This window comes from Microbacterium algeriense (assembly GCF_008868005.1).
In the GTDB taxonomy this organism is placed as follows: domain Bacteria; phylum Actinomycetota; class Actinomycetes; order Actinomycetales; family Microbacteriaceae; genus Microbacterium; species Microbacterium algeriense.
This window is the reverse complement of sequence record NZ_WAAO01000002.1, coordinates 592,713-616,781: the sequence shown is the minus strand read 5'-3', so window position 1 is coordinate 616,781 and position 24,069 is coordinate 592,713. Positions and strand designations below refer to the sequence as shown.

General features: G+C 70.0%; 23 protein-coding genes and 1 tRNA gene. 10 read left to right on the top strand and 14 right to left on the bottom strand.

Annotated elements, in window-relative coordinates; genetic code table 11:
• Positions 1–2: 2 nt before the first annotated feature.
• The 4 genes from rpmF to F6A08_RS10525 all read right to left on the bottom strand — a co-directional run bounded on the left by rpmF (position 3) and on the right by F6A08_RS10525 (position 3,536).
• Positions 3–212, bottom strand: a complete 210-nt coding sequence (gene rpmF, locus F6A08_RS10540) for a 50S ribosomal protein L32 (RefSeq protein WP_013586329.1) — start codon at positions 210–212, stop codon at positions 3–5.
• A 2-nt stretch (positions 213–214) separates the two neighbouring features.
• Complete coding sequence (locus F6A08_RS10535; protein ID WP_225855838.1) at positions 215–763, bottom strand: YceD family protein; 549 nt, start codon at positions 761–763, stop codon at positions 215–217.
• 70 nt (positions 764–833) lie between these two features.
• Positions 834–1,331, bottom strand: a complete 498-nt coding sequence (gene coaD / locus F6A08_RS10530) for a pantetheine-phosphate adenylyltransferase (protein ID WP_124895445.1) — start codon at positions 1,329–1,331, stop codon at positions 834–836.
• A gap of 30 nt (positions 1,332–1,361) precedes the next feature.
• The gene (locus F6A08_RS10525; protein WP_017204486.1) at positions 1,362–3,536 is read right to left on the bottom strand and encodes an ATP-dependent DNA helicase RecG; all 2,175 of its coding nucleotides are present in this window, start codon (positions 3,534–3,536) and stop codon (positions 1,362–1,364) included.
• Positions 3,537–3,599: 63 nt separating this feature from the next.
• Here F6A08_RS10525 and rsmD point away from each other — a divergent pair, with 63 nt between their 5' ends.
• On the top strand, positions 3,600–4,226 hold the full coding sequence (gene rsmD / locus F6A08_RS10520; protein ID WP_124895443.1) for a 16S rRNA (guanine(966)-N(2))-methyltransferase RsmD: 627 nt from the start codon (positions 3,600–3,602) through the stop codon (positions 4,224–4,226).
• Here the strand turns inward: rsmD and thiL are convergent.
• Positions 4,196–5,191: a thiamine-phosphate kinase gene (thiL, locus tag F6A08_RS10515; protein WP_151459414.1), complete on the bottom strand. Its 996-nt coding sequence runs from the start codon at positions 5,189–5,191 to the stop codon at positions 4,196–4,198. The genes rsmD and thiL overlap by 31 nt on opposite strands.
• A gap of 23 nt (positions 5,192–5,214) precedes the next feature.
• Between thiL and F6A08_RS10510 the strand changes: the two genes are divergently transcribed.
• Entirely contained in the window at positions 5,215–5,697 is a 483-nt protein-coding gene (locus F6A08_RS10510) for a DUF3515 domain-containing protein (RefSeq protein ID WP_017204484.1), read from the top strand.
• 18 nt (positions 5,698–5,715) lie between these two features.
• Here F6A08_RS10510 and F6A08_RS10505 read toward each other — a convergent pair whose 3' ends face one another.
• The 6 genes from F6A08_RS10505 to leuC all read right to left on the bottom strand — a co-directional run bounded on the left by F6A08_RS10505 (position 5,716) and on the right by leuC (position 12,055).
• On the bottom strand, positions 5,716–6,798 hold the full coding sequence (locus F6A08_RS10505) for a D-alanine--D-alanine ligase family protein (protein ID WP_017204483.1): 1,083 nt from the start codon (positions 6,796–6,798) through the stop codon (positions 5,716–5,718).
• Positions 6,698–7,837 (bottom strand): NAD(P)H-dependent glycerol-3-phosphate dehydrogenase, encoded by a 1,140-nt coding sequence (locus F6A08_RS10500; RefSeq protein WP_017204482.1) that lies wholly within the window; start codon positions 7,835–7,837, stop codon positions 6,698–6,700. Before F6A08_RS10500 ends, F6A08_RS10505 begins: the two co-directional genes overlap by 101 nt.
• Entirely contained in the window at positions 7,827–8,582 is a 756-nt protein-coding gene (locus tag F6A08_RS10495) for a lysophospholipid acyltransferase family protein (RefSeq protein WP_151459413.1), read from the bottom strand. Before F6A08_RS10495 ends, F6A08_RS10500 begins: the two co-directional genes overlap by 11 nt.
• A gap of 5 nt (positions 8,583–8,587) precedes the next feature.
• On the bottom strand, positions 8,588–9,955 hold the full coding sequence (gene murA / locus F6A08_RS10490) for a UDP-N-acetylglucosamine 1-carboxyvinyltransferase (RefSeq protein WP_151459412.1): 1,368 nt from the start codon (positions 9,953–9,955) through the stop codon (positions 8,588–8,590).
• Positions 9,956–10,019: 64 nt separating this feature from the next.
• Positions 10,020–10,616, bottom strand: coding sequence for a 3-isopropylmalate dehydratase small subunit (gene leuD / locus F6A08_RS10485; protein WP_017204479.1), 597 nt, complete (start codon positions 10,614–10,616; stop codon positions 10,020–10,022).
• A 2-nt stretch (positions 10,617–10,618) separates the two neighbouring features.
• Positions 10,619–12,055 carry a 3-isopropylmalate dehydratase large subunit gene (gene leuC, locus F6A08_RS10480; RefSeq protein ID WP_124895436.1) on the bottom strand — a complete coding sequence of 479 codons (1,437 nt, stop codon included), beginning with the start codon at positions 12,053–12,055 and terminating at the stop codon, positions 10,619–10,621.
• A gap of 187 nt (positions 12,056–12,242) precedes the next feature.
• Here leuC and F6A08_RS10475 point away from each other — a divergent pair, with 187 nt between their 5' ends.
• Both F6A08_RS10475 and F6A08_RS10470 read left to right on the top strand, forming a co-directional pair.
• Positions 12,243–13,538, top strand: coding sequence for an O-acetylhomoserine aminocarboxypropyltransferase/cysteine synthase family protein (locus tag F6A08_RS10475; RefSeq protein ID WP_151459411.1), 1,296 nt, complete (start codon positions 12,243–12,245; stop codon positions 13,536–13,538).
• Positions 13,535–14,848: an LLM class flavin-dependent oxidoreductase gene (locus tag F6A08_RS10470; protein WP_151459410.1), complete on the top strand. Its 1,314-nt coding sequence runs from the start codon at positions 13,535–13,537 to the stop codon at positions 14,846–14,848. Before F6A08_RS10475 ends, F6A08_RS10470 begins: the two co-directional genes overlap by 4 nt.
• A gap of 24 nt (positions 14,849–14,872) precedes the next feature.
• On the opposite strand, the gene F6A08_RS10465 is transcribed toward F6A08_RS10470, so the two are convergent.
• A complete protein-coding gene (locus F6A08_RS10465) occupies positions 14,873–15,877 on the bottom strand; it encodes a TerC/Alx family metal homeostasis membrane protein (protein WP_017204476.1) in 1,005 nt (334 codons plus the stop codon).
• A gap of 263 nt (positions 15,878–16,140) precedes the next feature.
• On the opposite strand from F6A08_RS10465, the gene F6A08_RS10460 reads away from it, so the two are divergent.
• The 4 genes from F6A08_RS10460 to F6A08_RS10445 all read left to right on the top strand — a co-directional run bounded on the left by F6A08_RS10460 (position 16,141) and on the right by F6A08_RS10445 (position 19,736).
• Positions 16,141–16,698, top strand: a complete 558-nt coding sequence (locus F6A08_RS10460; RefSeq protein ID WP_017204475.1) for an RNA polymerase sigma factor — start codon at positions 16,141–16,143, stop codon at positions 16,696–16,698.
• On the top strand, positions 16,695–17,831 hold the full coding sequence (locus F6A08_RS10455; RefSeq protein WP_151459409.1) for a DUF4349 domain-containing protein: 1,137 nt from the start codon (positions 16,695–16,697) through the stop codon (positions 17,829–17,831). Before F6A08_RS10460 ends, F6A08_RS10455 begins: the two co-directional genes overlap by 4 nt.
• A gap of 115 nt (positions 17,832–17,946) precedes the next feature.
• Positions 17,947–18,495, top strand: a complete 549-nt coding sequence (locus F6A08_RS10450; protein WP_017204470.1) for a winged helix-turn-helix domain-containing protein — start codon at positions 17,947–17,949, stop codon at positions 18,493–18,495.
• On the top strand, positions 18,495–19,736 hold the full coding sequence (locus tag F6A08_RS10445) for an MFS transporter (RefSeq protein WP_151459408.1): 1,242 nt from the start codon (positions 18,495–18,497) through the stop codon (positions 19,734–19,736). The genes F6A08_RS10450 and F6A08_RS10445 overlap by 1 nt, the downstream gene beginning before the upstream one ends.
• Before the next feature lie 60 nt (positions 19,737–19,796).
• On the opposite strand, the gene F6A08_RS10440 is transcribed toward F6A08_RS10445, so the two are convergent.
• Positions 19,797–19,869, bottom strand: a tRNA-Glu gene (locus F6A08_RS10440).
• Positions 19,870–20,020: 151 nt separating this feature from the next.
• Here F6A08_RS10440 and F6A08_RS10435 point away from each other — a divergent pair.
• Positions 20,021–20,659 carry an MBL fold metallo-hydrolase gene (locus F6A08_RS10435; RefSeq protein WP_151459407.1) on the top strand — a complete coding sequence of 213 codons (639 nt, stop codon included), beginning with the start codon at positions 20,021–20,023 and terminating at the stop codon, positions 20,657–20,659.
• 2 nt (positions 20,660–20,661) lie between these two features.
• Complete coding sequence (locus F6A08_RS10430; RefSeq protein WP_151459406.1) at positions 20,662–21,564, top strand: aminoglycoside phosphotransferase family protein; 903 nt, start codon at positions 20,662–20,664, stop codon at positions 21,562–21,564.
• On the opposite strand, the gene pepN is transcribed toward F6A08_RS10430, so the two are convergent.
• Complete coding sequence (gene pepN, locus F6A08_RS10425; RefSeq protein WP_151459405.1) at positions 21,536–24,022, bottom strand: aminopeptidase N; 2,487 nt, start codon at positions 24,020–24,022, stop codon at positions 21,536–21,538. The two genes, F6A08_RS10430 and pepN, sit on opposite strands and share 29 nt — an antisense overlap.
• Positions 24,023–24,069: the final 47 nt, after the last annotated feature.

Here is a 24,069-nt window from a genome sequence, read left to right as displayed (position 1 = left end):
GATCAGACGTCAGCGACCTTGCGGCCCTTGTACTCCAGGAACAGTTCGGTGCCCTGCGAGTCGGTGACGACCTTCGCCTGGTGCGGACGGCTGTAGACGACCTTGCCGTTCTCGATGGTCTTGACGAGGGCAGGAGCCTCCGCCTTCCACTGCGCGCGGCGCGAGCGGGTGTTCGAACGGGAAACCTTGCGCTTCGGGGGGTTACCAGCCATGACTAGCTCTCTTCTTTCTCGGCGGCACGAGATTCTTCCGTGCCGTCTTGGTCTGTGATCTGCTGGAGCGCACTCCACCGAGGATCGATGGGAGCCACCTGCTCCGTTCCGGTGCTCACGGTCAGTCGCTCACCCGTTTTCGGGTCGAGACCCGGGCAATCCGGCTGACACACCGGCTGAAAAGGAAGGGCCAGGACGGCCGCATCCCTGACGAGAGTTTCAAGATCCACGTGGTCGTCTTGAACCTCGAAGTCAGTTTCTTCCTCACCAGGATACGCGAAAAGCTCCTGGAACTCGACTTCGACGGGCCGAGCGATGTCGATCAGGCATCTTCCGCATACCCCGGCGTACTCACCGTCGGCGGTTCCGGACACGAGAATGCCCTCGTGGACCGACTCGAGGCGCACATCGACGTCGAGGTCGGAGCCTGCTTCGAAGGAGACGATCCCCTCGCCCCACTGCTCCGCGAGGGTCACCGTGAACTCGTGCTCACGCATCTCACCCGGGCGCCGGACGATGTCGCGGACGGGGAGGATGAAAGGGCCGTTCAGTCGAGATCGCACCCGGCCATGTTACCGGGCGCCGCCGGGAGAAGGGCCGAGCCGACGTTCAGGAAGGCGCTCAGATACCCCGCGCGCCGGTGTCGAGGAACGCGGCGACGGCCGGCGGGACGAACGGGGCCACGTCGCCGCCGAGGGACGCCACCTGACGGACGAGGGAGCTCGACACCATCGCATGCGAGGGATCGGGCAGCAGGAAGACCGTCTCGATGTCGGCGAGGTGCCGGTTCACGATCGCCATCGGCGACTCGTACGCCACGTCGATCTGCGAGCGGATGCCCTTGACCAGCACACCGGCGTTCACGTCGCGGGCGTAATCCACGAGCAGCCCCATGCTCCAGGAGCCGATCACGATGTTCCCCCGCATGCCGTCATCGGCGATCGAGCGCTCCAGCAGCGACAGACGCTGCGCGATCGGCAGCATCGCCTCCTTGCCGGGGTTGTGGACGACCAGCACATGCAGTTCGTCGTACAACGCGGCCGCACGCCGGATCACATCGAGGTGACCCAGGGTAGGCGGATCGAAGGAACCCGGGACGACGGCGATCCGGCTGCTCATGCCCCCAGCCTAGGGCACGCCGAAGCGGCGTCAGTTCTTGGCGAGGGCGGCGCGATCCTCGTCGCTCACCCGCCGACCGATCGCCTCCCGCAGCCCCGCATGACCGAGGAGATCGGGGTCGTCCGCGAGGATGCCCTCCGCCACCTCGCGCGCGCGGGTGATGAGGTCGGCGTCCTTCACCACGCGCAGCAGCTTCAGCGAGGAGCGCACGCCTGCCTGGGCGGCCCCGAGCACATCACCTTCGCCGCGGAGCTCGAGGTCGACCTCCGCGAGCGCGAAGCCGTCGAGTGTCGCCGCGACCGCTTCGACGCGATCCCGCGCGAGGGACCCCGTCTCCGCCTCCGTGACGAGCAGGCACAGGCCGGGCACTCCCCCTCGCCCCACGCGACCACGCAGCTGATGCAACTGCGAGACGCCGAAACGATCCGCGTCGAGCACGATCATGGTCGAGGCGTTGGGGACGTCGACGCCGACCTCGATCACGGTGGTGGCCAGGAGCAGATCGATGTCACCGCGCGCGAAGGACTGCATCACGGCGTCCTTCTCCTCGGAGGGCATCTTGCCGTGCAGGACCGCGCGTCGCAGACCGCCCAGAGTGGGATGCGTGGAGAGCGCCTCGTCGAGCTGCACCACGCCCCAGCGCGGACCGTTGCCGCCTTCCGGTGCCGCCGCCGGCTGTTCGCCGGGCTCGGTCGTCTTCTTCGCCGTGTCGATCGCCGCACAGACCGCGAAGACCTGCCGCCCCTGGGCGATCTCCTCGGCAGCGCGCTCCCATACCCGGTTGAACCAGCCCGGATGCTCCGCGAGCGGAGCGACATAGGTCTCGATGCCCGCTCGTCCCGCCGGCATGGTGCGGATCACGGAGGTGTCGAGGTCGCCGAACACGGTCATGGCGACGGTCCGCGGGATCGGCGTGGCCGTCAGCACCAGCGCGTGCGGACTCGACCCCTTCGCGCGCAGGGCCTCACGCTGCTCCACGCCGAAGCGGTGCTGTTCGTCGACCACGACGAGTCCGAGATCAGCGAACGTCGTCTTCTCTCCGAGCAGGGCATGGGTGCCCACCACGATGAGGGACTGCCCGGAGGCGACGCGCAGTGCCGCCTTCCGACGTTCGGCGGCGGTCAGCTGTCCGGTGAGCAGCGTGGGCATCAGCTGCGCCGCCAGATCGGGGCCGAGCATCTTGGCGATCGACCGCAGGTGCTGCCCGGCGAGGACCTCGGTGGGGGCGATCAGCGCCGCCTGCCCACCGCTCTCCGCGACCTGGAGCATCGCCCGGAGCGCGACGAGGGTCTTCCCCGATCCGACCTCGCCCTGCACGAGGCGGTTCATGGGCCACGCTCCGACGAGGTCCGCGGCGATCTGCGCACCCACTGTCTGCTGATCGGGCGTGAGCGTGTACGGAAGGGATGCGTCGAACCGCTCCAGCAACCCACCCGGATGCGCCGGGCGCGAGGTCGCCGCGAGCGCGCGGACCGCGTCCCGCTGCTGCAGGAGGGCCGTCTGCAGCGTCAGCGCCTCATGCATGCGGAGGGTGCGCACCGCCGGGTCGATGTCGTTGCGCGTCCGGGGGCGGTGGATCAGCTCCAGCGCGTCCCGGGCGGTGAGCAGCTCCTCGCGTTCGCGGATCTCCGCGGTCAGCGGGTCGGGCACGGTCGGGAGGTCGTCCAGCACGCGTCCGATCAGACGGGCGATCTGCCAGGTCTGGATCGCCGAGGTCGCGGGATAGATGGGGATCGGCACCGCGGCCCGGGCATCGGCGCTGCGCCGTGCGGCGTCTTCGTCGTCGAACAGCTCGTACTCGGGATGGGCGAACTGGGTCACGCCGTTGAACTCGCCGACCTTGCCGGAGAACACGCCTCGACGCCCGACGGCCAAATCCTTGGAGCGCCATTCCGCCGCACCGACGTTCTTCGCGAAGAAGGTCAGCGACATCCGGCCGACGCCGTCCCCGATCACGACGTCGACCATCGCGCCCGGACGATTGCGCATGCGACGGAAACTCGACGACAGCACCTCGGCCACGATCGTGACCGTCTCCCCCAGGGGAAGATCGCGGATCGGAGTCAGCTCCCCGGGATCGGCGTAGCGGCGCGGGTAGTGCGCGAGAAGGTCGCCGACGCTCTGCATGCCGAAGGCGCGTCCGAGCGTCTTGGCAGACGCCGCGCCGAGGGCATCCTCGAGCGAGGAATCGAGCGTGAGCGGCATGCTCCGAGTCTAGGGAACAGCACGGACACGGTCGGCACCCCGGGGCTGTCGTATCGTGAACAGGTGACGAGGATCATCGCAGGGGGCGCGAGAGGCGCGAGGCTCGAGGTGCCGGGAGCGGGAACACGACCGACCAGCGACCGTGTCCGCGAGTCGCTCTTCGGTGCGCTCGAATCCCTGAGCGCCATCTCCGGGGCGCGGGTGCTCGATCTCTACGCCGGCTCCGGAGCCCTCGGCCTCGAAGCGTTGAGCCGCGGTGCAGCGAGCGCCGACCTCGTCGAGCGCGGACGGCAGGCCGCGGCGATCGTGCGACGCAACGCCGCCGCGGTGGCCAAGGCGACGGGCGCGCCGGCAGGGCGGGTCCACGAGAGCTCCGTGCACGCGTTCCTGCAGCGGGCCGCCGGGCCCTTCGACCTCGTCTTCAGCGATCCGCCGTACGACCTCGACGACGCGGCGATGACCGCGGACCTCGTCGCCCTCGCGCCGCTGCTGGCATCCGACGCGGTCGTCGTCGTCGAGCGGGCGCGCCGGTCCGCACCTCCCGACTTCACCGCCGCAGGGTTGGAGCTCTTCCGCGAGAAGAGCTACGGCGACACGACGCTGTGGTGGGCCGAGCCGTCCGCAGAGACCGACGGCGACGCGGTGCAGGGTTCTGCGGCTCAGCCGGAGACCGAGTCCCAGTCCCGGTAGGGATCCCATCCGCTGGTGTCGACAGGTCGCCCGTCGCACAGCAGCTCCTCTGTCCCCCGTGCTCGGACGACCCCGATGGCACGGAATCCGGGAGGCAGCGCACCCTCCGGGAACGTCGCGAGCAGGGCATGATCCTCCCCGCCCGCCAGCGCCCGATCCACGTCCGGACCGAGCGCGGAACCGTCGAGTGCGAGCGTGACTCCGGAGGCGTCGGCCATCCGACGCGCATCCAGCGCGAGTCCGTCGGAGATGTCCATCATCGCCGTCGCCCCGGCTGTCGCCGCGACGGCGCCGAGCGCGATCGGCGGAGTCGGACGCAACTGCGCCGAGAGCGCCGCACGCTCCCCCGGCCCGAGCCGGGCGGGGTCGACGGGAACGGGGACGTCCCCGTCGCGGAACCGACCGAACAGCACGGCGAGGCCTTGAGCAGCCAGGCCCAGCTCTCCCGCGACCGCGACCGCATCCCCGGGGCGAGCTCCGCTGCGGGTGACGGGAGCTCGGCCCTCCAGGTCCCCGAGCGCGGTCACGGCCACCGTCAGCACGTCCGAGACCGTGAGGTCGCCGCCGACCACGGCGCACCCGGGGGCGAGCGCCGTGCAGGCATCGCGGAAGCCGTCGGCGAGCCGCTCGACGAACGACAGGCGCAGATCGCGCGGCACCGCGAGGGCGACCAGCAGCGCGGTCGGGCGCGCCCCCATCGCCGCCACGTCTGCGAGATTCACCGCGGCGGCCTTCCACCCGAGGTCGTAGCCGCTCGACCAGGCCAGGCGGAAGTCCGGACCGTGCACGAGGGTGTCGGTCGTGGCGACCACCGACCCCGACGGCGCCGCGATCACGGCGGCATCGTCTCCCGGGCCCAGCAGCGTGTGCGCCGACGGCGGGGTGCGGGTCAGGATCGCCTGGAGGACCCGCCCTTCGGAGACATCGCCCAGGCGCGGATCATCGGCTTCGGGTCGGGAGGGCATGCTGTCAAAGGTAGCCTGGAAGCATGCCCCGCTCCCGTCGCCTCGCTGCCCTCGCCGGCGCAGCGGCCGTGTCCGCGCTGCTCGCGGGCTGCTCCACGACCGTCCACCTCGAGCCGGCGGACGACGCGAACGATCCCGCCTGCGCCTCGGTGTCGGTGCTGCTCCCGGACAACGTCGCGGGCTTCGACCGCGTGTGGACGGATGCCCAGGCCACCGGCGCATGGGGTGACCCGACTGTCGTGCTCCGCTGCGGCGTCGAACCTCCCGCCCCGTCCGCCCTCGTGTGCACGACGCTCGGCGGTGTCGACTGGCTCGTCCTGGAGCAGGAGGAGGAGAGGCAGCGCCTGGTCACGTACGGTCGCGACCCCGCCGTCGAGGTCAACATCCGCCGCGGCGAGCAGATCGATTTCCAGTCGATCGTCGACTCGATCTCGAAGAGCATCCAGGGCGGACTCGCCCCCGCGACCGCGAAGTGCACCGACCGCGTCGAGTTCCCCGCGAGCTGACCGCGGCCGACCGGACGGTCAGCGTCGCAGACCGGCCTCGACAAGCTCGGTGATCAGGTCGCCGTAGCTCAGCCCCGAGGCGACCCAGCACTTCGGGAACATCGAGATCGGCGTGAAGCCGGGCATCGTGTTCAGCTCGTTGACGACGAGGTCGCCGGACGGCGTCAGGAACATGTCCACTCGGGCGAGGCCGCGACCGTCCACGGCTTCGAACGCACGCACGCCAGCCTCCTGGATCGCCGCGCGCTCGACGTCCGTGACGTCGGCGGGGCACACGACGTCGACGCCGTCGCCGCCGAGGTACTTGCCCTCGAAGTCGTAGAAGCCGCGAGAGGTCAGCACGATCTCGCCGGGGAGCGAGGCACGGACACCGTCTGCGCCCTCGAGCACGGCCACCTCGATCTCCCTGCCGTGCACGCCGGTCTCGATCAGGACCTTGTCATCCTCGGCGAACGCGACGGCCAGGGCCGCGTCGAGCTCGTCGAGGGCGTCGACCTTCGACACGCCGACGCTCGAGCCCGCCCTCGCGGGCTTCACGAACAGCGGCAGCCCGAGGGCCTCCGCCTCCGCGCGGACCGCGGCGGGTTCCCGATCCCAGTCCCGGCGCCGGACGGTCACCCAGGGGGCGACGGCGATACCCGAGGCCTGAAGCGCGATCTTCATGAAGTGCTTGTCCATGCACAGCGCCGAATCGAGGACGCCTCCACCGGCATACGGGACCTCGAGCGTGTCGAAGAAGCCCTGGATGGTGCCGTCTTCGCCGTGCGGACCGTGCAGGATGGGCAGCACGACGTCGATCGAGCCGAGCCCTTCGGTGGCACCGTCGGGGTGCACGACGCGCAGCGTACGATCGCCGCCCGGCTCCGGCCACAGCACGCGCGTGCCGTTGTCGACGACCTCGGGGAGGTGCTCCGCGTCGAGGGGGAACTTCGCGGGGTCGTCCTCTTCGAGGACGAAGGCGCCTTCGCGCGTGATCCCCACCGGGATCACGTCGTAGCGGTCACGATCGATCGCGCCCAGCACTCCCCCCGCCGTTGCGGAGCTGATCGAATGCTCGCTGGAGCGCCCGCCGAAGAGCACCACCACCGTCTGCTTGTCCATGGTTGGTCCTCTCACCCTGCGGGGTGTCGTCGTCCGTCGTCAGGTGGGGCGCGATGTCCCGCGGATCCATCTTCCCGTCGAGCACCATCTTCACCTGCTCGACGATGGGCATGTGGACGTCGGCTTCACGCGCCAGCTGCAGGATGGGCGCGACCGATGCCAGGCCCTCCGCCGTCTGCTGCATCTGCTTCACGACATCCTGGAAGCTGTATCCCTGGCCGAGAAGGCGGCCGGCGGTGTTGTTGCGGCTGAGCGGCGACTGGCACGTCGCGATCAGATCGCCCAGGCCGGCGAGCCCCTGGAGGGTCTCGGGGTGTGCGCCGTTCGCGACCGCGAAGTCCGTCATCTCGACCAGGCCGCGGGTGATGATCGACGCCTTGGTGTTCTCGCCGTAGCCGACGCCGTCGACGATGCCGATCGCGACCGCGATGAGGTTCTTGAGCACTCCGCCGAACTCGGTGCCGATCACGTCGGTGTTCACGAAGGTGCGGAAGTAGTCGTTCCGCGCGGCGCGTGCCACGGTCTCCGCGGTCTCCTGGCTGCGTGAGGAGATGACGGCGGCGGTCGGCTGCTCGCGGGCGATCTCGAGGGCCAGGTTCGGCCCGGAAGCCACGGCGATGCGGTCGGGATCGCAGCGCAGCTCCTGCTGGATCACCTGGCTCATGCGCAGTCCGCTGCCGCGCTCCACACCCTTCATCAAGCTGATGACCTTGGCGTCGCTGTCGGCGAGCAGAGGTCGCAGCGCCTTGAGGTTCTCGCGGAGGGACTGGCTCGGCACCGACAGGTACACCTGCTCGACGCCGTCGAGGGACGTCGCCAGTTCATGCGTGGCCGACATGGTCCGGGGCAGATTGATGCCCGGCAGGTAGCGGCTGTTGCGCTTGGCCTCGTTGATCTCCTGGGCGAGCTCGGGACGGCGAGCCCACATCGTCACCTGGGCGCCGCCGTCGGCGAGGATCTTGCCGAATGTCGTCCCCCAGCTGCCCGAGCCGATGACGGTGGCGCGCGGACCGACCGGAGCGGTTCTCTTAGGAGTCAAGGCGTCCGGTCTCCTTCTGGCCGTGGGATGCGGGGTTCCAGCGCTCCGCCGGCGCCTTCTCATCGCGCAGCTGCTCGAGCAGGGCCGTGATCGCGTTCATCAGACGGTTCGTCGCCTCCGTCAGGGCGGCCGGCTCGCCGGCACGCGCGCGCAGGTCCTCCACATCGACGGGATCGCCGACGAGCACGTGGACCGGCTTGCGCAGCGGCCACAGGCTCAGGCCCTTCTGGTAGCGGCCCATGATCTCCTGCGTGCCCCACTGCGCCATCGGGATCAGCGGGATGCCGTCCGCGAGAGCGAGCCGCACCGCGCCGGACTTGCCGCGCATCGGCCACAGATCGGGATCGCGGGTCAGCGTCCCCTCCGGATACACGATGACGCCGCGGCCGTGCTCGACGAGCTCCTCGGACTGCTTCATCGTCTGGCGCGCCGACGAGGCGGAGGAGGTGCGGGCCACGGGGATCATGCCGGTGCGGCGCAGGAACCAGCCCAGCACCGGAACACGGAACAGGCTCTCCTTGGCCATGAACCGCGGTGCACGCCCCATCCGCCACACGGCGACCGCGACGATCAGCGGATCGAACTCGGAGTAGTGGTTCGGCGCGAGGACGAAAGCCCCCGCCTTCGGCAGCTTCTCCGCACCCGTCACCCGGATCTTCGCGATCAGCGACATCGGCGGGATCACGAGCGCGGCGAGCGGCCAGAACACGCTCGGCCGCGTCGTCTCCGACGACCGCGATGACATCGGGGTCACCGGATGACGTCGAAGTCGGCGCCGAGGGCGTCGAGCTTGGCGAGGAACTTCTCGTAGCCGCGGCTGAGGATGTCCACTCCTGAGACCTTCGACTCGCCCGTGGCGGTGAGGGCCGCGATGATGTGGCTGTAGCCACCGCGGAGGTCGGGCACCACGATGTCTGCGCCGTGCAGCGGAGTCGGTCCCGTGATGACGGCGGCCTGCTCGAGATCGCGGCGGGGAACCCGGCGAGGCCCGTCCTGGAGTCCGCGCGGGTGCACGACGATGTCGGCGCCCATCTTGACCAGCGCCTCGGTGAAGCCCATCCGGTTCTCGTACACGGTCTCGTGGACCACCGATCGTCCGTGCGCCTGCGTCAGCGCGACCACGAGCGGCTGCTGCCAGTCGGTCATGAAGCCGGGGTGGACGTCGGTCTCGATCACGACCGGCTTGATGTCCCCGTCACGGCGGAAGAGGATCCCGTCCTCCTGGATGTCGAACCAGCCGCCCGCCTTGCGGAAGACGTTGAGGAAGGTGAGCATCTCCTGCTGCTTGGCGCCGCCGACGAAGATCTCGCCGTCGGTGGCCAGCGCGGCCGAGGCCCAGGATGCGGCCTCATTGCGGTCGAAGATGGACCGGTGGTCGTAGCCGCGGAGCTTCTCGACGCCCTCGATCACGATGACGCGGTTGGGCTCGTAGGAGATGATCGCGCCCATCTTCTGCAGCACGGCGATCAGGTCCATGATCTCGGGCTCGATCGCGGCGTTGCGCAGCTCCGTGACGCCTTCGGCGCGGACGGCCGTGAGGAGCACCTGCTCGGTCGCGCCCACGCTCGGGTACGGCAGGTGGATGTTCGCCCCGTGCAGGCGGCTGCCCCCGGTGGACAGGCGGATGCCGCTCGGGAGCTTCTCGACGATCGCGCCGAACTTCCGCAGCGCGTCGAGGTGGAAGTCGATCGGGCGGTCGCCGATGCGGCAGCCGCCGAGGTCGGGGATGAAGGCCTGTCCGAGACGGTGCAGCAGCGGCCCGCAGAACAGGATCGGGATGCGCGAGGCGCCCGCGTGGGCGTCGATCTCCTCGAAGTGCGCGGATTCCACGTCGCTCGGGTCGAACACGAGCGAGCCGGGCTCGTCGCCCTCCGAGACCCGGACGCCGTGCACCTCGAGCAGCGAGCGCACGACGGCCACATCGCTGATCGCCGGCACATCGCGCAGCGTGCTCACCGTCTCGCCGAGGAGCGAGGCGACCATCGCCTTGGTCGCGAGGTTCTTCGCGCCCTTGACGTCGACGCGACCGCGCAGCGGACGGCCGCCTCGAATGGCGAGGACGTCTCCGGTGAGTGCGGGGACTCCGCCCGGAAGAGCATCGCGCACAGGTGTCGTCATTCGGAGCCTCACTTCATCAACGGATTCGGGGGCGGGTTGCCCCTGGCTCCCCCGCCCCCACCGTCTACTGAACGGGAAGGGTTCGGGGCCGCCACGACTCGCGACGGGCCTCGAACTGCGCGATCTTGTCTTCGTTGCGCAGCGTGAGCCCGATGTCATCGAGCCCTTCGAGGAGCCGCCATCTAGTGTAATCGTCGATACCGATCTCGGCCTGGATGTCGCCGATGACCGCCACCCGCGCCTCGAGGTCGACCGTCATGGAAACCCCGGGATTCCGCTCGATCTCGGCCCAGATCCGCTCGAGATCCTCTTCCGAGATCGTCGCGGCGAGCAGGCCCTGCTTGCCCGAGTTGCCACGGAAGATGTCCGCGAACCGCGGACTCAGGACGACCTTGAATCCGAAGTCGCGCAGCGCCCAGACGGCGTGCTCGCGGCTCGATCCGGTGCCGAAGTCGGGGCCGGCGACGAGGATCGACGCGCCCTGGTACGGCGCCTGGTTCAGGACGAACTCCGGGTCCTGACGCCAGCCGTGGAACAGCGCATCCTCGAAGCCGGTCTTGGTGACGCGCTTGAGGAACACCGCGGGGATGATCTGGTCGGTGTCGACGTTCGAGCGCTGCAGCGGCGCGGCGATGCCCGTGTGGGTGGTGAACTTCTCCATGGTCAGGCCTCCAGATCGCTCGGGCTGGACAGGGTTCCGCGGATGGCGGTCGCCGCGGCGACCAGGGGCGACACCAGGTGGGTGCGGCCGCCCTTGCCCTGCCTGCCCTCGAAGTTGCGGTTCGAGGTGGAGGCGCAGCGCTCCCCAGGGGCGAGCTGGTCGGGGTTCATCCCGAGGCACATCGAGCAGCCGGCGAACCGCCACTCCGCCCCGAAGTCCTTGATGACCTGGTCCAGTCCCTCCGCCTCGGCCTCCAGACGAACGCGCGCCGAGCCGGGGACGACCATGACGCGCACGCCGTCGGCCTTCTTCTTGCCCTGGATGATCGACGCGAAGGCACGGAGGTCCTCGATGCGGCTGTTCGTGCACGAGCCCATGAACACCGCATCGACCGGCACCTCCTTGAGAGGCGTGCCAGGGGTGAGGTCCATGTACTCCAGTGCGCGCTCGGCGGCGGCGCGCTCGTTCGGGTCGGTGATCTCGGCCGGGTTCGGCACCGCGGAGGAGAGCGAGCTGCCCTGGCCCGGGTTCGTGCCCCAGGTGACGAAGGGCTCCAGCTCGTCGGCGTCGATGAAGACCTCGGCGTCGAATGCCGCGCCCTCGTCGGTCGGCAGCGTGCGCCAGTAGGCGACGGCGTCGTCCCAGTCCTGCCCCTTCGGCGCGTGCGGACGGCCCTCGAGGTAGGCGAAGGTCGTCTCGTCCGGGGCGACCATGCCCGCGCGGGCGCCGGCCTCGATCGACATGTTGCAGATCGTCATGCGGCCCTCCATCGAGAGCGCGCGGATCGCGCTGCCGCGGTATTCGAGCACGTAGCCCTGGCCGCCGCCGGTGCCGATCTTGGCGATCACGGCGAGGATGATGTCCTTCGCGGTCACGCCCGGACGCAACGTGCCCTCGACGTTGATGGCCATGGTCTTGAAGGGCTTGAGGGGCAGCGTCTGGGTGGCCATGACGTGCTCGACCTCGCTCGTGCCGATGCCGAACGCCATCGCGCCGAACGCGCCGTGGGTCGACGTGTGCGAGTCGCCGCAGACCACCGTGATGCCGGGCATCGTGAGTCCGAGCTGAGGCCCGACGACGTGCACGATGCCCTGCTCCGCATCGCCCAGCGAGTGCAGGCGCACCCCGAACTCGGCGGCGTTACGACGCAGCGTCTCGATCTGCGTGCGACTGGTGAGGTCGGCGATCGGCTTGTCGATCTCCCACGTCGGGGTGTTGTGGTCCTCGGTGGCGATGGTCAGGTCGAGCCGGCGGAGCGGGCGCCCCTCGCTGCGGAGGCCGTCGAAGGCCTGCGGGCTGGTGACCTCGTGCACGAGGTGCAGGTCGATGTAGATGAGGTCGGGCTGCCCGTCCTCGCCCTTGACGACGAGGTGGTCGTCCCAGACCTTCTCGGCGAGCGTCCTGGGGCGTGCGGAATCCGCACCGGCGGTGGTGGTCATGGCGTGTCTCCTGGGGATGGCGGTTCGGCCCACGATGGACTCCGCGACGAGGAGGGGCTCAGATCGAGGTCTCGCCGCGGCCGCTAAGAAGGAGCACGGTCCGCATGACGTCAGGTTACCACCGCTCGGACACGCCGAGACACGCCGTGACACTCTGTTGCTCACCCGAACGACCGAGAGGCTCCGCATGACCGTCGACACCGCCCGCTTCGCCACCCGCGCCGTCCACGCGGCGAGAAGCCGAGAGACGGCGGCGGCCCGCGCCACCCCGATCTACCTCACCGCCGGCTTCGAGTTCGACGACTTCGACCACGCCGCCGACCACTTCAGCACGGGCACCGGCTTCGGATACACGCGCACCGGGAACCCGACCGTGCGCGCGGTGGAGCGCCAGCTGGCGTCGCTCGAGTCGGGCGCAGACGCCGTGCTCGTCGCCAGCGGTCAGGCCGCGGTGTCCACCGCTCTCCTCTCGGTCGTGGGAGCCGGGGACCACATCGTCTCCTCGACGCACATCTACGAGGGCACGCGCGGCCTCTTCCTCGACAACCTCGCCCGGCTGGACATCGAGACGACGTTCGTCGAGGACATCGCCGATCCGGATGCGTGGCGAGCGGCGATCCGGCCGAACACGCGCGCCCTGTTCGCCGAGTCGCTCGCGAACGCGCGCAACGATGTGCTCGACGTCGCCGCCGTGAGCGCCATCGCCGATGAGGTCGCCGTCCCGCTGATCGTCGACAACACGCTCGCCACCCCGTCCCTGCTCCGGCCGATCGAGCACGGCGCCGCCGTCGTCGTCCACTCCGCCTCGAAATTCCTCGCCGGGCACGGATCCGTCCTCGGCGGCGCCATCGTCGACGACGGCCGCTTCGACGCGGAGCGCGCCGGTCACAACGCGCCGCACCTCGTCCTGCCGGGGAGAGGCGGCGCTCCCAGCGTCTTCTCCCGACACGGCGGCCGCGCCCGCATCGCCTACGCGCGCGAGTCGGTCGCGCCGCGCTTCGGCGCCTCCCCGTCGCCGCTGAACGCGTTCCTCATCGGCCAGGGCGCGGAGACGCTCTCGCTGCGTGTCGAGCGTCAGTCACGGAATGCGCTCGAGATCGCGCGCTGGCTCGAATCCCAGGACGCCGTCGAGAGTGTCGACTACGCCGGACTCCCCTCCCATCCGCATCACGAGACGGCCGTGCGCTACCTCGAAGGAGGCTTCGGCTCGATCTTCACGTTCACCCTCCGGGGCGGCCTGCCCGCCGCTCGGCGCTTCGTCGAGGACGTGCGCGTCTTCACGCACATGACCCACATCGGTGATGTGCGATCGCTCGTACTGCATCCGGGCACCACGAGCCACGCCCAGCGCACCGATGCGGAGCGCGCCGTGCTCGGCGTCGGCCCCGGCACGCTCCGCCTGTCGATCGGGATCGAAGACGTCGCCGACCTCATCGCGGACCTCAGCCGGGTCCTCGAGTCGGTGCGGGAGACGGTGGCATGACCCGCCTCCAGCATTTCGGGTGGTTCCTCGCGCGGGGATTCGGTCCGCAGGGCTGGGGGTACCCCTCGCTGGAGTGGGACTACGACTGGACGCGCCCCGAGATCTATCAGGAAGCGGCGCGCACCCTGGAGCAGGCCGGCTTCGATCTCGTCATCATCGAGGACGCGCCGTCGCTCGGGTCGCCCGCCACGATCGATCTCCGCGTCCGGCACGCCTTCGGCGGTCCCAAGCACGACCCGCTCCTGCTCGCGCCCTCGCTGTTCCACGCGACACGCCACCTCGGCGTCGTGCCGACCGTGAACCCGGCGGCGTACCTGCCTTACACAGCGGCGCGACAGTTCGCGACGCTGCAGCACCTGAGCGGACACCGCCTCGGCCTCAACGTCGTCACCGACACCGGCAGCGCTCGGCACTTCTCGGATGCGCCGCAGCTCGGCCACGACGAGGCCTATGACCGCGCCGAGGAGTGGCTCGCCGGCATCCGCGCGCTCTGGCACAGCTGGGACGACGGCGCGCTGGTCGAGGATCGCGAGACGGACGTGTACGCGGACGGCACCCGTATGCGCGCCGTCCGGCATCGCGGCGACCACTACCGCTTCGACGGCCCCCTCAACGCGCTCCCCTTCACACAGGGCGAACCCGCGATCGTGTCGCCGGGCGGCTCCGGACGTGGACTCGGCTTCGCCGGCGCGAACTCCGACGTGCAGCTCGCCCTCGCCCCGCTCGACGAGGCCTCGGTGCGCGCGTACCGCGCGAAGGTGCACGAGGCCGCGATCGCGAAGGGCCGGCGCCCCGAGGACGTCACGATCCTGTTCGCCATCCAGCCCGTCATCACCGCTTCCCCGGAAGAGGCCGACCGCATCGTCGCCGCCTCAGCCCACCCCGATGACGCCGCTCTGGTCCAGATCGCGCGGAAGCAGTCCAGCGACCTCGAGACCGACCTGACCGCACTCGACCTGGATCGCCCGCTCGACCTCGAGGTCTTCGGTGCGCACGTGTCGCGCGGGAGCATCCAGAGACTCATCGGAGACCGCGGCGAGGACGCTCCCCTGCGCGCGCACCTGTCCGCTCTCGCGCGCGCCGGTCGCATCTCCGATCGCAGCGGCTTCGTCGGCACCGCGGAGGAGTTCGCCGACCTGATCGAGGAACTCGGCGAGTGGGGCAACGACGGGGTGCTGCTGTGGGGCGACTTCCACCCGGTGACGCTGCACCGCACACTCGATGAGCTGGTGCCGGTCCTCCGGCGCCGCGGCATCCTCCGACGCGAGTACGCGGACGGCGGACTGCAGGCGAACCTGCGCGCGTTCTGAGTCGCACGCAGGCCGCCCGCCGGCTCACTCGCTGAGCGCCGACCTCTTCTCGGCGCGCTTCTCGCGGGAGGAGGCGATCAGGCTCGCCACCGTCGCCACGGTCATGGAGACGAGGATCACGCCGAGCGAGACCATGTTGTCGATGTCGGGGACCCACTCGATGTGCTGTCCGCCGTTGATGAACGGGAGCTCGTTGACGTGGAGCGCGTGCAGGATCAGCTTGATGCCGATGAAGCCGAGGATCACCGCGATGCCGTAGTGCAGGTAGCGGAGCCGGTCGAGGAGGTCGCCGAGGAGGAAGTACAGCTGACGCAGCCCCATCAGCGCGAAGATGTTCGCGGCGAAGACGAGGAATCCGTTCGTCGTGATCTCGAAGATCGCCGGGATCGAGTCGATCGCGAAGATGAGGTCGGTGACGCCGATCGTGATGAACACGATCACCATGGGGGTCCACATCCTCTTGCCGTCGACCGTCGTGCGGATCTTGGACCCGTCGTAGGTCTCGCTGATGTCGATGCGACGGCGCAGCAGGCGGACGATGAAGTTCTCGCGCTTCACCTCGTCGTCGATGTCCCCCTCCGGCATCGCCTGACGGATCGCCGTCCAGATGAGGAACGCCCCGAAGATGTAGAAGATCGGCGAGAAGTTCTCGATGATGGCGACGCCCACGAGGATGAACAGTCCGCGCAGCACCAGGGCGATGATGATGCCCACCATCAGCACCTGCTGCTGCAACCGCCGCGGCACGGCGAACTGCGCCATGATCAGCACGAAGACGAAGAGGTTGTCCACCGAGAGGCTGTATTCCAGCGCCCATCCGGTGATGAAGTCACCCGCGTTCTGCCATCCGCCGACATTGCCCAGCAGCACCGCGAACAGGAGCGCCAGCCCCACGTAGAACACGACCCAGAGCGTGGACTCCTTGGTCGACGGGATGTGGGGTCGCAGCCGGATGAGCAGCAGGTCGCCGATCAGGATGATCGTGAGGACGACCATCGAGGTGATCTCGAACCAGAGGGGGATTTCCAAGGGCGCACTGCACCTTTCGCGAGGGGTCGGGAATGAGCCGAAAGTCTCTCCCCCGCACCGAAGGGCGTCGCGCGCCCGGAGCAGCGATGTCGATGCTCGTGATGACGTTACGCGCGGGTCCGGGATACTCCCTCTCGCCGGGGCAATGCTACCGGAGCACGGGGGCGGGATGAAGCGTCGGGAGCGAACCGGATGCGGACGGATCTGAGACGATGGGGCATCCACCGACACTTCCCGGGTGAGAGACACCGAACGGAACCAGGATGCCCGTGCAGACGAGTGATCAGAAGTGGGCCGCGCAGGCCGCGGCGGGCGATGAGAGCGCCTTCCGGGAGCTGTACCGCGCCCACGTGCGCCCCGTCTACTGGATCGCGCAGGGGATCCTGGGTTCCGCTGCCGATGCGGAGGACGTGACGCAGGAGACGTTCGTCGTCGCATGGCGCAAGCTCCCCGGCCTCGAGCTGCAGGGAGAGTCCATCCTGCCGTGGCTGGCGACGATCTGCCGCTTCCAGGCGGCGAATCGGCTCCGGCGGCGCCGACGCGACGAGGCGCACACGACCGACGCCGTCGATGAGACGCTGGCGGATGCCGTGAGCGTCGAGGAGCAGGTCATCACCGCGGCCCTCGCAGCGAGGATCGCAGCGGAGGTGGGCGGTCTGAGCGAACTCGACCGCGAGATCTTCCGGCTGTGCGCGGCTGAGGGGTACGCCTATCAGGCGGCCGCAGAGGAGCTCGGCGTGACCCATGCCGTCGTCCGGAACCGTCTCTCGCGAGTGCGCACGCAGCTGCGGGGCGCCGTGAAGGAAGTGAGAGACGCATGAACGACCAGACGCCCGACGACGCCCTCCCGGAACTGCCCGGCGAGACGATCGCACGCATGGAGCGAGCGGTGTTCGCCGAGATCGCGCAGGACGGACGCCCCGCGCGGCCGGCGCGCACGACGGCACAGCGGCGCCGCCGCCGCTGGCTCACCGGCGGTGGGATCGCCGCAGCCTTCCTCGTCGGCGTCCTCGTGACCCCGCCGATCCTGAACGCGGTGGGCGGATCCGCGGTGTCCACGGCCGACGGGTGGAGCACGTCCGGCGGATCGGTGGCCGACTCCTCGTCGTCGCTGCCGCAGCGCAGCGCGGAGCTCGCCCCCGGCGCGCAGCCGGGCGACCCAGCCACCGCCGAGTCCGGCGACGCGGCCCTGTCCGGCGCCGCCGTCGTCGAGGGCGACCGGGAGATCATCGCCACGGCTCAGGCCACGGTCCAGGTCAAGAGCATCCCGGATGCGGCCGCGCAGATCTCCGACCTGGCTTCGGAGCACGGCGGCTACGTCGAGAGCACGGAGGTCGGCAAGGCGCTCGGCGTCGAGGGCGAGAGCGACGTCGCGTCGGCGCCCGCCGACTCCGGATACGGCTCCATCACCATCCGAGTCCCGTCCGCCGACCTCACGGAGGTCATCGCGGCGCTCGACGACACCGGTGAGGTGATCTCCTCGTCGACCGCCAAACAGGACGTGACCGCGGTCGCGATCGATCTGCAGGCCAGGGTGGATTCCACGCGTGCCTCCGTCGAGCGCCTCACCCAGCTGATGGCGCAGTCCGGCAGCGTCTCGGAGCTGATCGAGGCGGAGGTCGCGTTGACCGATCGACAGGCGCAGCTGGAGTCCTACGAGCAGCAGCTGGCGGCGCTGGACGACCAGGTGGCGATGTCCTCGCTCCAGGTGCAGCTGACCCGTGCGGCCGCGCCGACGACGGCCGAGCCCTCCGGATTCGGCGACGGCCTGCTCGCCGGATGGAACGGTCTGGTGGTGTCGCTCAACGCACTCGTGATCGCGCTGGGCTTCCTGCTCCCCTGGCTCGCGGTGGCAGCCGTGGTGATCCTGGTCGTCTGGCTCATCCGTCGTGCGCGGCGCCGCGCACGACGGCCCGCCGACGCCGGCAAGAAGCGGATCGACCCGACCGTGTGAGCGGTCACCGCTCTCCTGGGGGTGTGATCGCCCGCGGAGAGACGGCTGAACCCGCGTATTTCCGGGGTATACAAGAAGTCTTGTGCATCACCGCAGCCGCGCATAGCCTTCCTGCGTGGAAGACATCTCCGCGGTCACGGCCGTTCATCACCCGCTCCGACGCCGCATCTACGACTACCTGCTCCTGTACGGCACCAGCCAGGTGACGACACTGGCCCGGGCGCTCGAGAGCCAGGTGGGCAGCATCAGCCATCACCTGCGCATGCTCGAACGAGCCGGCGTCGTCGAGCGTGCCGCCGACCCGTCCGGCGACCGGAGGACGAGCTGGTGGGCTCTCGCGCGGCGCGGCCTCACCTGGTCCGTCGACGACTATCTCGACACCCCCGCTGATGCGCTGCTGGCCAGGGAGGCGCAGCGACAGGGCATCCGGATGCAGATCGAACGGCTTCAGCGCTGGCACCGGCACCGCGACGACCCCGCATACGTCGGCTATGACGGCTCGAACACCGAGACGACGGCCTGGGCCTCCCCCGACGAGCTGCGCGATCTCTCGGAACGCCTGCTGCACACGATGCGCGAATGGCGCGAGGCGATCGACCTCGACGACGGCACCGAACGCCGGCCCGTCTTCGCGTTCGCTCACGCGTTCCCCACGGAACCCTGATGAGCGCCGTCACCGACCCGGTCCAGCTGGCCGAACCTCCGGCGTTCCGTCGCGACCGGCTGGTCCACGCCTGGATCGGCGTGAAGGCGCTGTCCGATGCGGGCGATGCCCTGTGGACGATCGCCCTGGCCTGGACGGCGGTGCAGATCGCCTCCCCCGCCGTGGCCGGACTGATCGTCGCCGCCGGCACGGTTCCGCGGGCGGTGATCCTGCTGTTCGGCGGCGTCATCGCGGATCGCTCCGATGCCCGACGCGTGATGCTGCTGTTCAACGTCCTGCGCGTGGGCGTTCTGGTCGCCGTCGCCGCATGGGTGCTGGCGACGCCGCCCACCGTGGCCGTGCTGCTGTTCGCCGCGATCGCGTTCGGCGTGTGCGACGCGTTCTACGAGCCGTCGGCGGGAACCATCGCGCGGCAGCTCGTCCGCGCATCGGACCTGCCGTCGTACGGCGCGGCGGCGCAGACCGCTTCTCGCCTGGGAACCATGGCCGGAGCGGCGCTGGGCGGCGTGATCGTCGCGCACGCAGGTCTCGGGGGAAGCGCGGGCGTCAACGCCCTGACCTTCTCGCTGGTCGTCGCCTTCCTCGCGATCTGGCTGCGCCCGCGCTTCCGTCTGGCCCGGGCCGACCGCGAGTCCACGCTGCGCGGAATCGGTCGCGGCTTCGCCCACCTCGGTACGCACCCGACGACGCGCACCCTCGTGCTCGCCCTGTCCGGCCTGAACCTCGCGGTCGGACCGGCCGTCGGCATCGGCCTCGCCCTGCGCGCGCACGACGAGGGGTGGGGCGCCCAGGCGGTCGGGCTGTTCGAGGCCCTGCTCGGTCTGGGAGCGGCGCTCGGCGCCGTCTCGGTCGCCAGATGGCGCCCGCGGCACGAAGCGCTGTCCGGGTTCACGGCGCTCGTCGTCCAGGGTGGGGGGATCGCGGCGCTCGGGATCGGCCCGGTCTGGACGGTCGGCACGGCGGCCTTCGTGATCGGAGTCACGGCCGGTTACGCCTCGGTGCTGCTCAGTGCCACGTTCTCCGCCACGGTCGACACGGCCTACCTCGGCCGCATGGGATCCCTCACCCGCCTGGGCGACGACTGCCTGATGCCGCTCGCGATGGCCGGCTTCGGGATGCTGGCCTCGGCGACCGCGCTCTGGGTGCCCTTCGCGGTGTTCGGTGGGGCGATGATGGCGCTCATGGTCCTGCCGCTGAGCAATCGCACGTTCCGCACGATGTCCCTGCGCTCCCCGGCCTGATCGAGCACGTCCGGAGACGACGAAAGCCCCCGGGAGAACCGGGGGCTTTCGCGTGTTGTGTGACCCCAGCGGGATTCGAACCCGCGTTACCGCCGTGAGAGGGCGGCGTACTAGGCCGCTATACGATGGGGCCGTCTTGCGGAGCGTTTCCGTCCCGCGACAACCGTTCAAGTATGCCACGGCGATTCTCACTGCGCCAAATCGAGGCCGACCCCGGCGGACGCCCGGGCGTGGCGCACGGAATTCCGTTTGCCGTGCGGCACCGGAAGGAGTTGACTCGTGACATGCGCGTCACCAAGTTCGAACATGCCGCCCTCCGTCTCGACGCCGGGGGTCAGACCCTCCTGATCGATCCGGGCTCCTTCACCGCCCCGCTGAACGACCTCGCCGACGTGGTCGGCGTGGTGATCACCCACGAGCACCCCGACCACTGGACGACCGAGCACCTGGACCGCATCCTGCGCGCGGCGCCCGGTGTGCCGATCTTCGCGACCGCCGGAGTCGCGCGGGCGGCCGAAGGCTACGAGATCACGACCGTCGCTCCGGGTGACGCCGTCGAGGCCGGTGACTTCCGCCTGCGGTTCTTCGGCGGAGCGCACGAGGTGATCCACTCCTCGCTGCCGACCATCGAGAACGTGGGCGTGCTCGTCAACGACGAGTTCTACTACCCGGGCGACTCCTACGCCGTCCCGGCAGACGTGACGGTCGCCACTCTCGCCGCTCCTCTGGGCGCGCCCTGGCTGAAGATCGGCGAGGCCATGGACTACGTGCTCGCCGTCGCCCCGCGGCGCGCTTTCGGCACGCACGACATGACGCTGTCGGTGATCGGCAAGAACATGCACCGGCAGCGGCTGCAGTGGGCCACGGAGCAGGGCGGCGGCGAGTTCTTCGTGCTGGAGCCCGGCGAATCGCTCGACCTCTGACGATGGCGGACTCGCCGGCGGCGGAGCGCACACTCGCGGAGGACGAGGTGCGCGAGCTGGTGCGCACGGTCTCCCCCCGACTCGCTTCGCTCCCGCTGACCCGCGTCGCAGAGGGCTGGGACAACGTCACCTGGCGCCTCGGCACGGACCTCGCCGTCCGCGTCCCGCGGCGCGAGCTCGCCGCGACGCTGATCCGGCATGAGCACCGCGCACTCCCCCAGCTCGCGATGCGCCTCGCCGCGGCAGGCGTGCGGGCGCCGCTGCCGGTTGTCGCCGGTGCTCCCACATCGACGTTCCCGTGGTCCTGGTCGATCGTGCCGTGGCTCCCCGGCGAGCACGTGCTGGGACTCCCCCGTCACCGCAACACGGCGTGGGCCGGACAGCTCGCGAGCGTGCTGTCGGCGCTCCATCAGCCGGCTCCCGATGACGCACCGCACAACCCGGTGCGCGGGGTGCCGCTGCGGAGCAGAGACGACAGCATCCGCTCGCGTCTCGCCGAACTGCCCCCGCGGGTCGCCACTCCTCTCGCCGCACTCTGGGAAGCCGGACTCGACGCTGCCCCGGCCGCCGACTCGGTATGGATCCACGGCGACCTGCACCCGGGGAACATCCTGGCGGACGGGGACCGCCTCGTGGCCCTTGTCGACTTCGGCGATGTGACAGCGGGAGACCCCGCCTACGACCTCGCCGCGGGCTGGCTCGTCTTCGACGCGGAGGGGCGACACGTCTTCCGCCGCGCCACAGCCGACAGATACGACGAGGCCACGTGGCTCCGAGCCCGCGCATGGGCCGCCGCCGTCTCCGCCATCCTGTGCCACGCCAGCGACGACCGCGACGACCTCCGCGCCGTCGGATTCGATACCGCCGCCGAGCTCATCAGCGCGGCAGGATCCCCCGCACCCTGAGATCGCGCTGCAGGTGATCGCGCTGCTCGACGATGAGGCGACGAAGCGCGGCAGGAGCATCCGCATTCTCTGCGAGCCAGCTGTCGACGAGCTCCAGCGATTCCGTGGCGGGGAACAGTCCGATGATGAGCCGCCTCGCGATCTCGATGCTGCGGTCGGCCCAGGCTGCTGCGATCCGATCGAAGTACTCGCCGTCGAAGCCCACGATCAGGTCGCGGCGTCCGCCGGCGCGGAATCCGCTGATCTCGGCATCCAGGTGGTCGTTGCTCAGTGACCGGTCGGTCCAGGCCGCCTCCCACGCCGCGCGACGCACCTCCTGGTCCGGACGCGACGCGCGTGCCCGCCGCGCCGCCGTGCGCCCGTCGCCGGTGTCATCGCGTTCCAGCTCGGCCTCGACCTCGGCCTGATCGGCATGGCCGGTGGTCACGAGGGCGGTCAGAAGCTGCCAGCGCAGGTCGGGGTCGACCACGAGTCCGTCCGGCACCTCGCCGTCGAGAAGCTCGCGCACCCGCTCGTGATGCAGGTCGTCGAAGCTCGACGCGGTCGCGAACGCCCGCGCCCAGGAGAGCTGCGCATCGCTGCCGGCCTCTGCGGCCTGCAGCGCACTCCACACGGTGTCCGTCCAGGTGCGCTGCTCCTCGTCGCGGCGGACATCTCCGACGAAGTGGCGGAGCGTGTACGCGGCGTTCGCAAGCACCCCCGTGAGCAGCCCGATGTTGGGCTCGGCGGGCGCGTGCGTCCGCACGATCGCGAGGTAGCGGCCCGGTTCGAGCTCGCCATCGCGGACGGCGTTCCACAGGGAGGACCACACGAGCGCGCGAGCGAGGGGGTCGTCGATCGCGGAGAGGGACTCCTCGACGGTGCGCAGCGATCGTTCGTCGAGACGTGCTTTCACATAGGTGAGGTCGTCGTCGTTCAAGAGCGTCAGATCGGCATCCGGCAGCTCGACCTCTGTGCGCTCGCCGGTGACGTCGATCTCCCGCTGCTCCCGACGGACGATGCGTCCGTCGACCCGATCGTAGGCTCCGATGCGGAGACGATGCGGGCGCGGATCGGTCTGGACGACGAAGCGCCGCCCGTCGGCATCGGCCTCCATCCAGAGCGTCGACACGCCGGACGTCTGCAGCCACGCCGCCGACCAGTCGCGCATGTCGCGGCCCGAGACCGCGCTCAGCTGCACGAGGAAGTCCTCGAGCGTCGTGTTCCCGAAGGCGTTGGCGGCGAAGTAGCGTCTGGCCCCCTCGAAGAACGCGTCGTCTCCGACGAACGCGACGAGCTGCTTGAGCACGGCGGCGCCCTTGGCGTACGTGATCCCGTCGAAGTTCAGCTTCGCGGCCTCGAGATCGGTGATGTCGGCCACGATCGGGTGCGTCGTCGGGAGCTGATCCTGCTGGTAGGCCCACGCCTTGCGGCTCGCCGCGAACTTGACCCAGGCGTCGTGATACCGCGTGGCGACCGCCGACGCGTGCGCTCCCATGTAGTCGGCGAACGATTCCTTGAGCCACAGGTCGTCCCACCAGGTCATGGTCACGAGATCGCCGAACCACATGTGCGCCATCTCGTGCAGGATCGTGTTGGCGCGAGCCGCCCGCTGCGCGTCCGTCGCCGCGCCGCGCGACAGGTAGCCCTCCGTGAAGGTCACGAGCCCGGGGTTCTCCATCGCGCCGAGGTTGTACTCCGGCACGAAGAGCTGGTCGTATTTGCCCCAGGGATAGGGGTACGCGAAGGCGTCGTCGAAGAAGTCGAGCCCCTGCCGGGTGACGTCGAGGATCTCCTCGGCCTCGAGGTGCTGGGCCAGGGACTGCCGTACCAGCACGCCGAGCGCGACGTGCTGGTCACCGCGCGTCCATTCTCCGTCGACCCGGACGTAGGGGCCGGCGGCGACCGCGGTGATGTAGCTCGAGATCGGCAGCGTGGGGGCGAAGGTGACCCGCTGCACGCCGACGCCGAGGTCCAGGTGGGCGGGTGACTGGTTGGAGAGCACCTGCCATCCGGACGGCGCGTCGACGACGAAGGTGTACTCGGCCTTCATATCGGGCTGCTCGAAGCACGCCATCACGCGTCGCGAGTCGGCGGGCTCGTACTGCGTGTACAGGTAGGTGCGCTCGTCCGCGGGGTCGTGGAAACGGTGCAGCCCTTCGCCGGAGCGGCTGTACGCTCCCACGGCTTCGACGCGCACCACGTTCGATGCGGCCAGGTTCGTCAGCGCGATGCGAGCGCCGTCGTAGTCGACGGGCTGCTCCACGCCGTTCACCTCGACACGCTGGACCTCTTCGCCGATGAAGTCGATCCAGGTGCTGTCGCCGGTCGTGTCGAACTCGAGCGTCGTGACCGTGGGGAAACCGGTGCGGGCTCGTTCCGGGGCTCCGGTGAGGTCGAGTTCGACGCGGACGCGGTGGAGGGTGACGGCCGCGGATCGCGCCGCCGTCTCCTCCCGGGTCAGATTTGCGGTGTGCATCCCACCATCCTGGCATCTTCGCTGGAAAGGCTGGTGATCGGGACCAC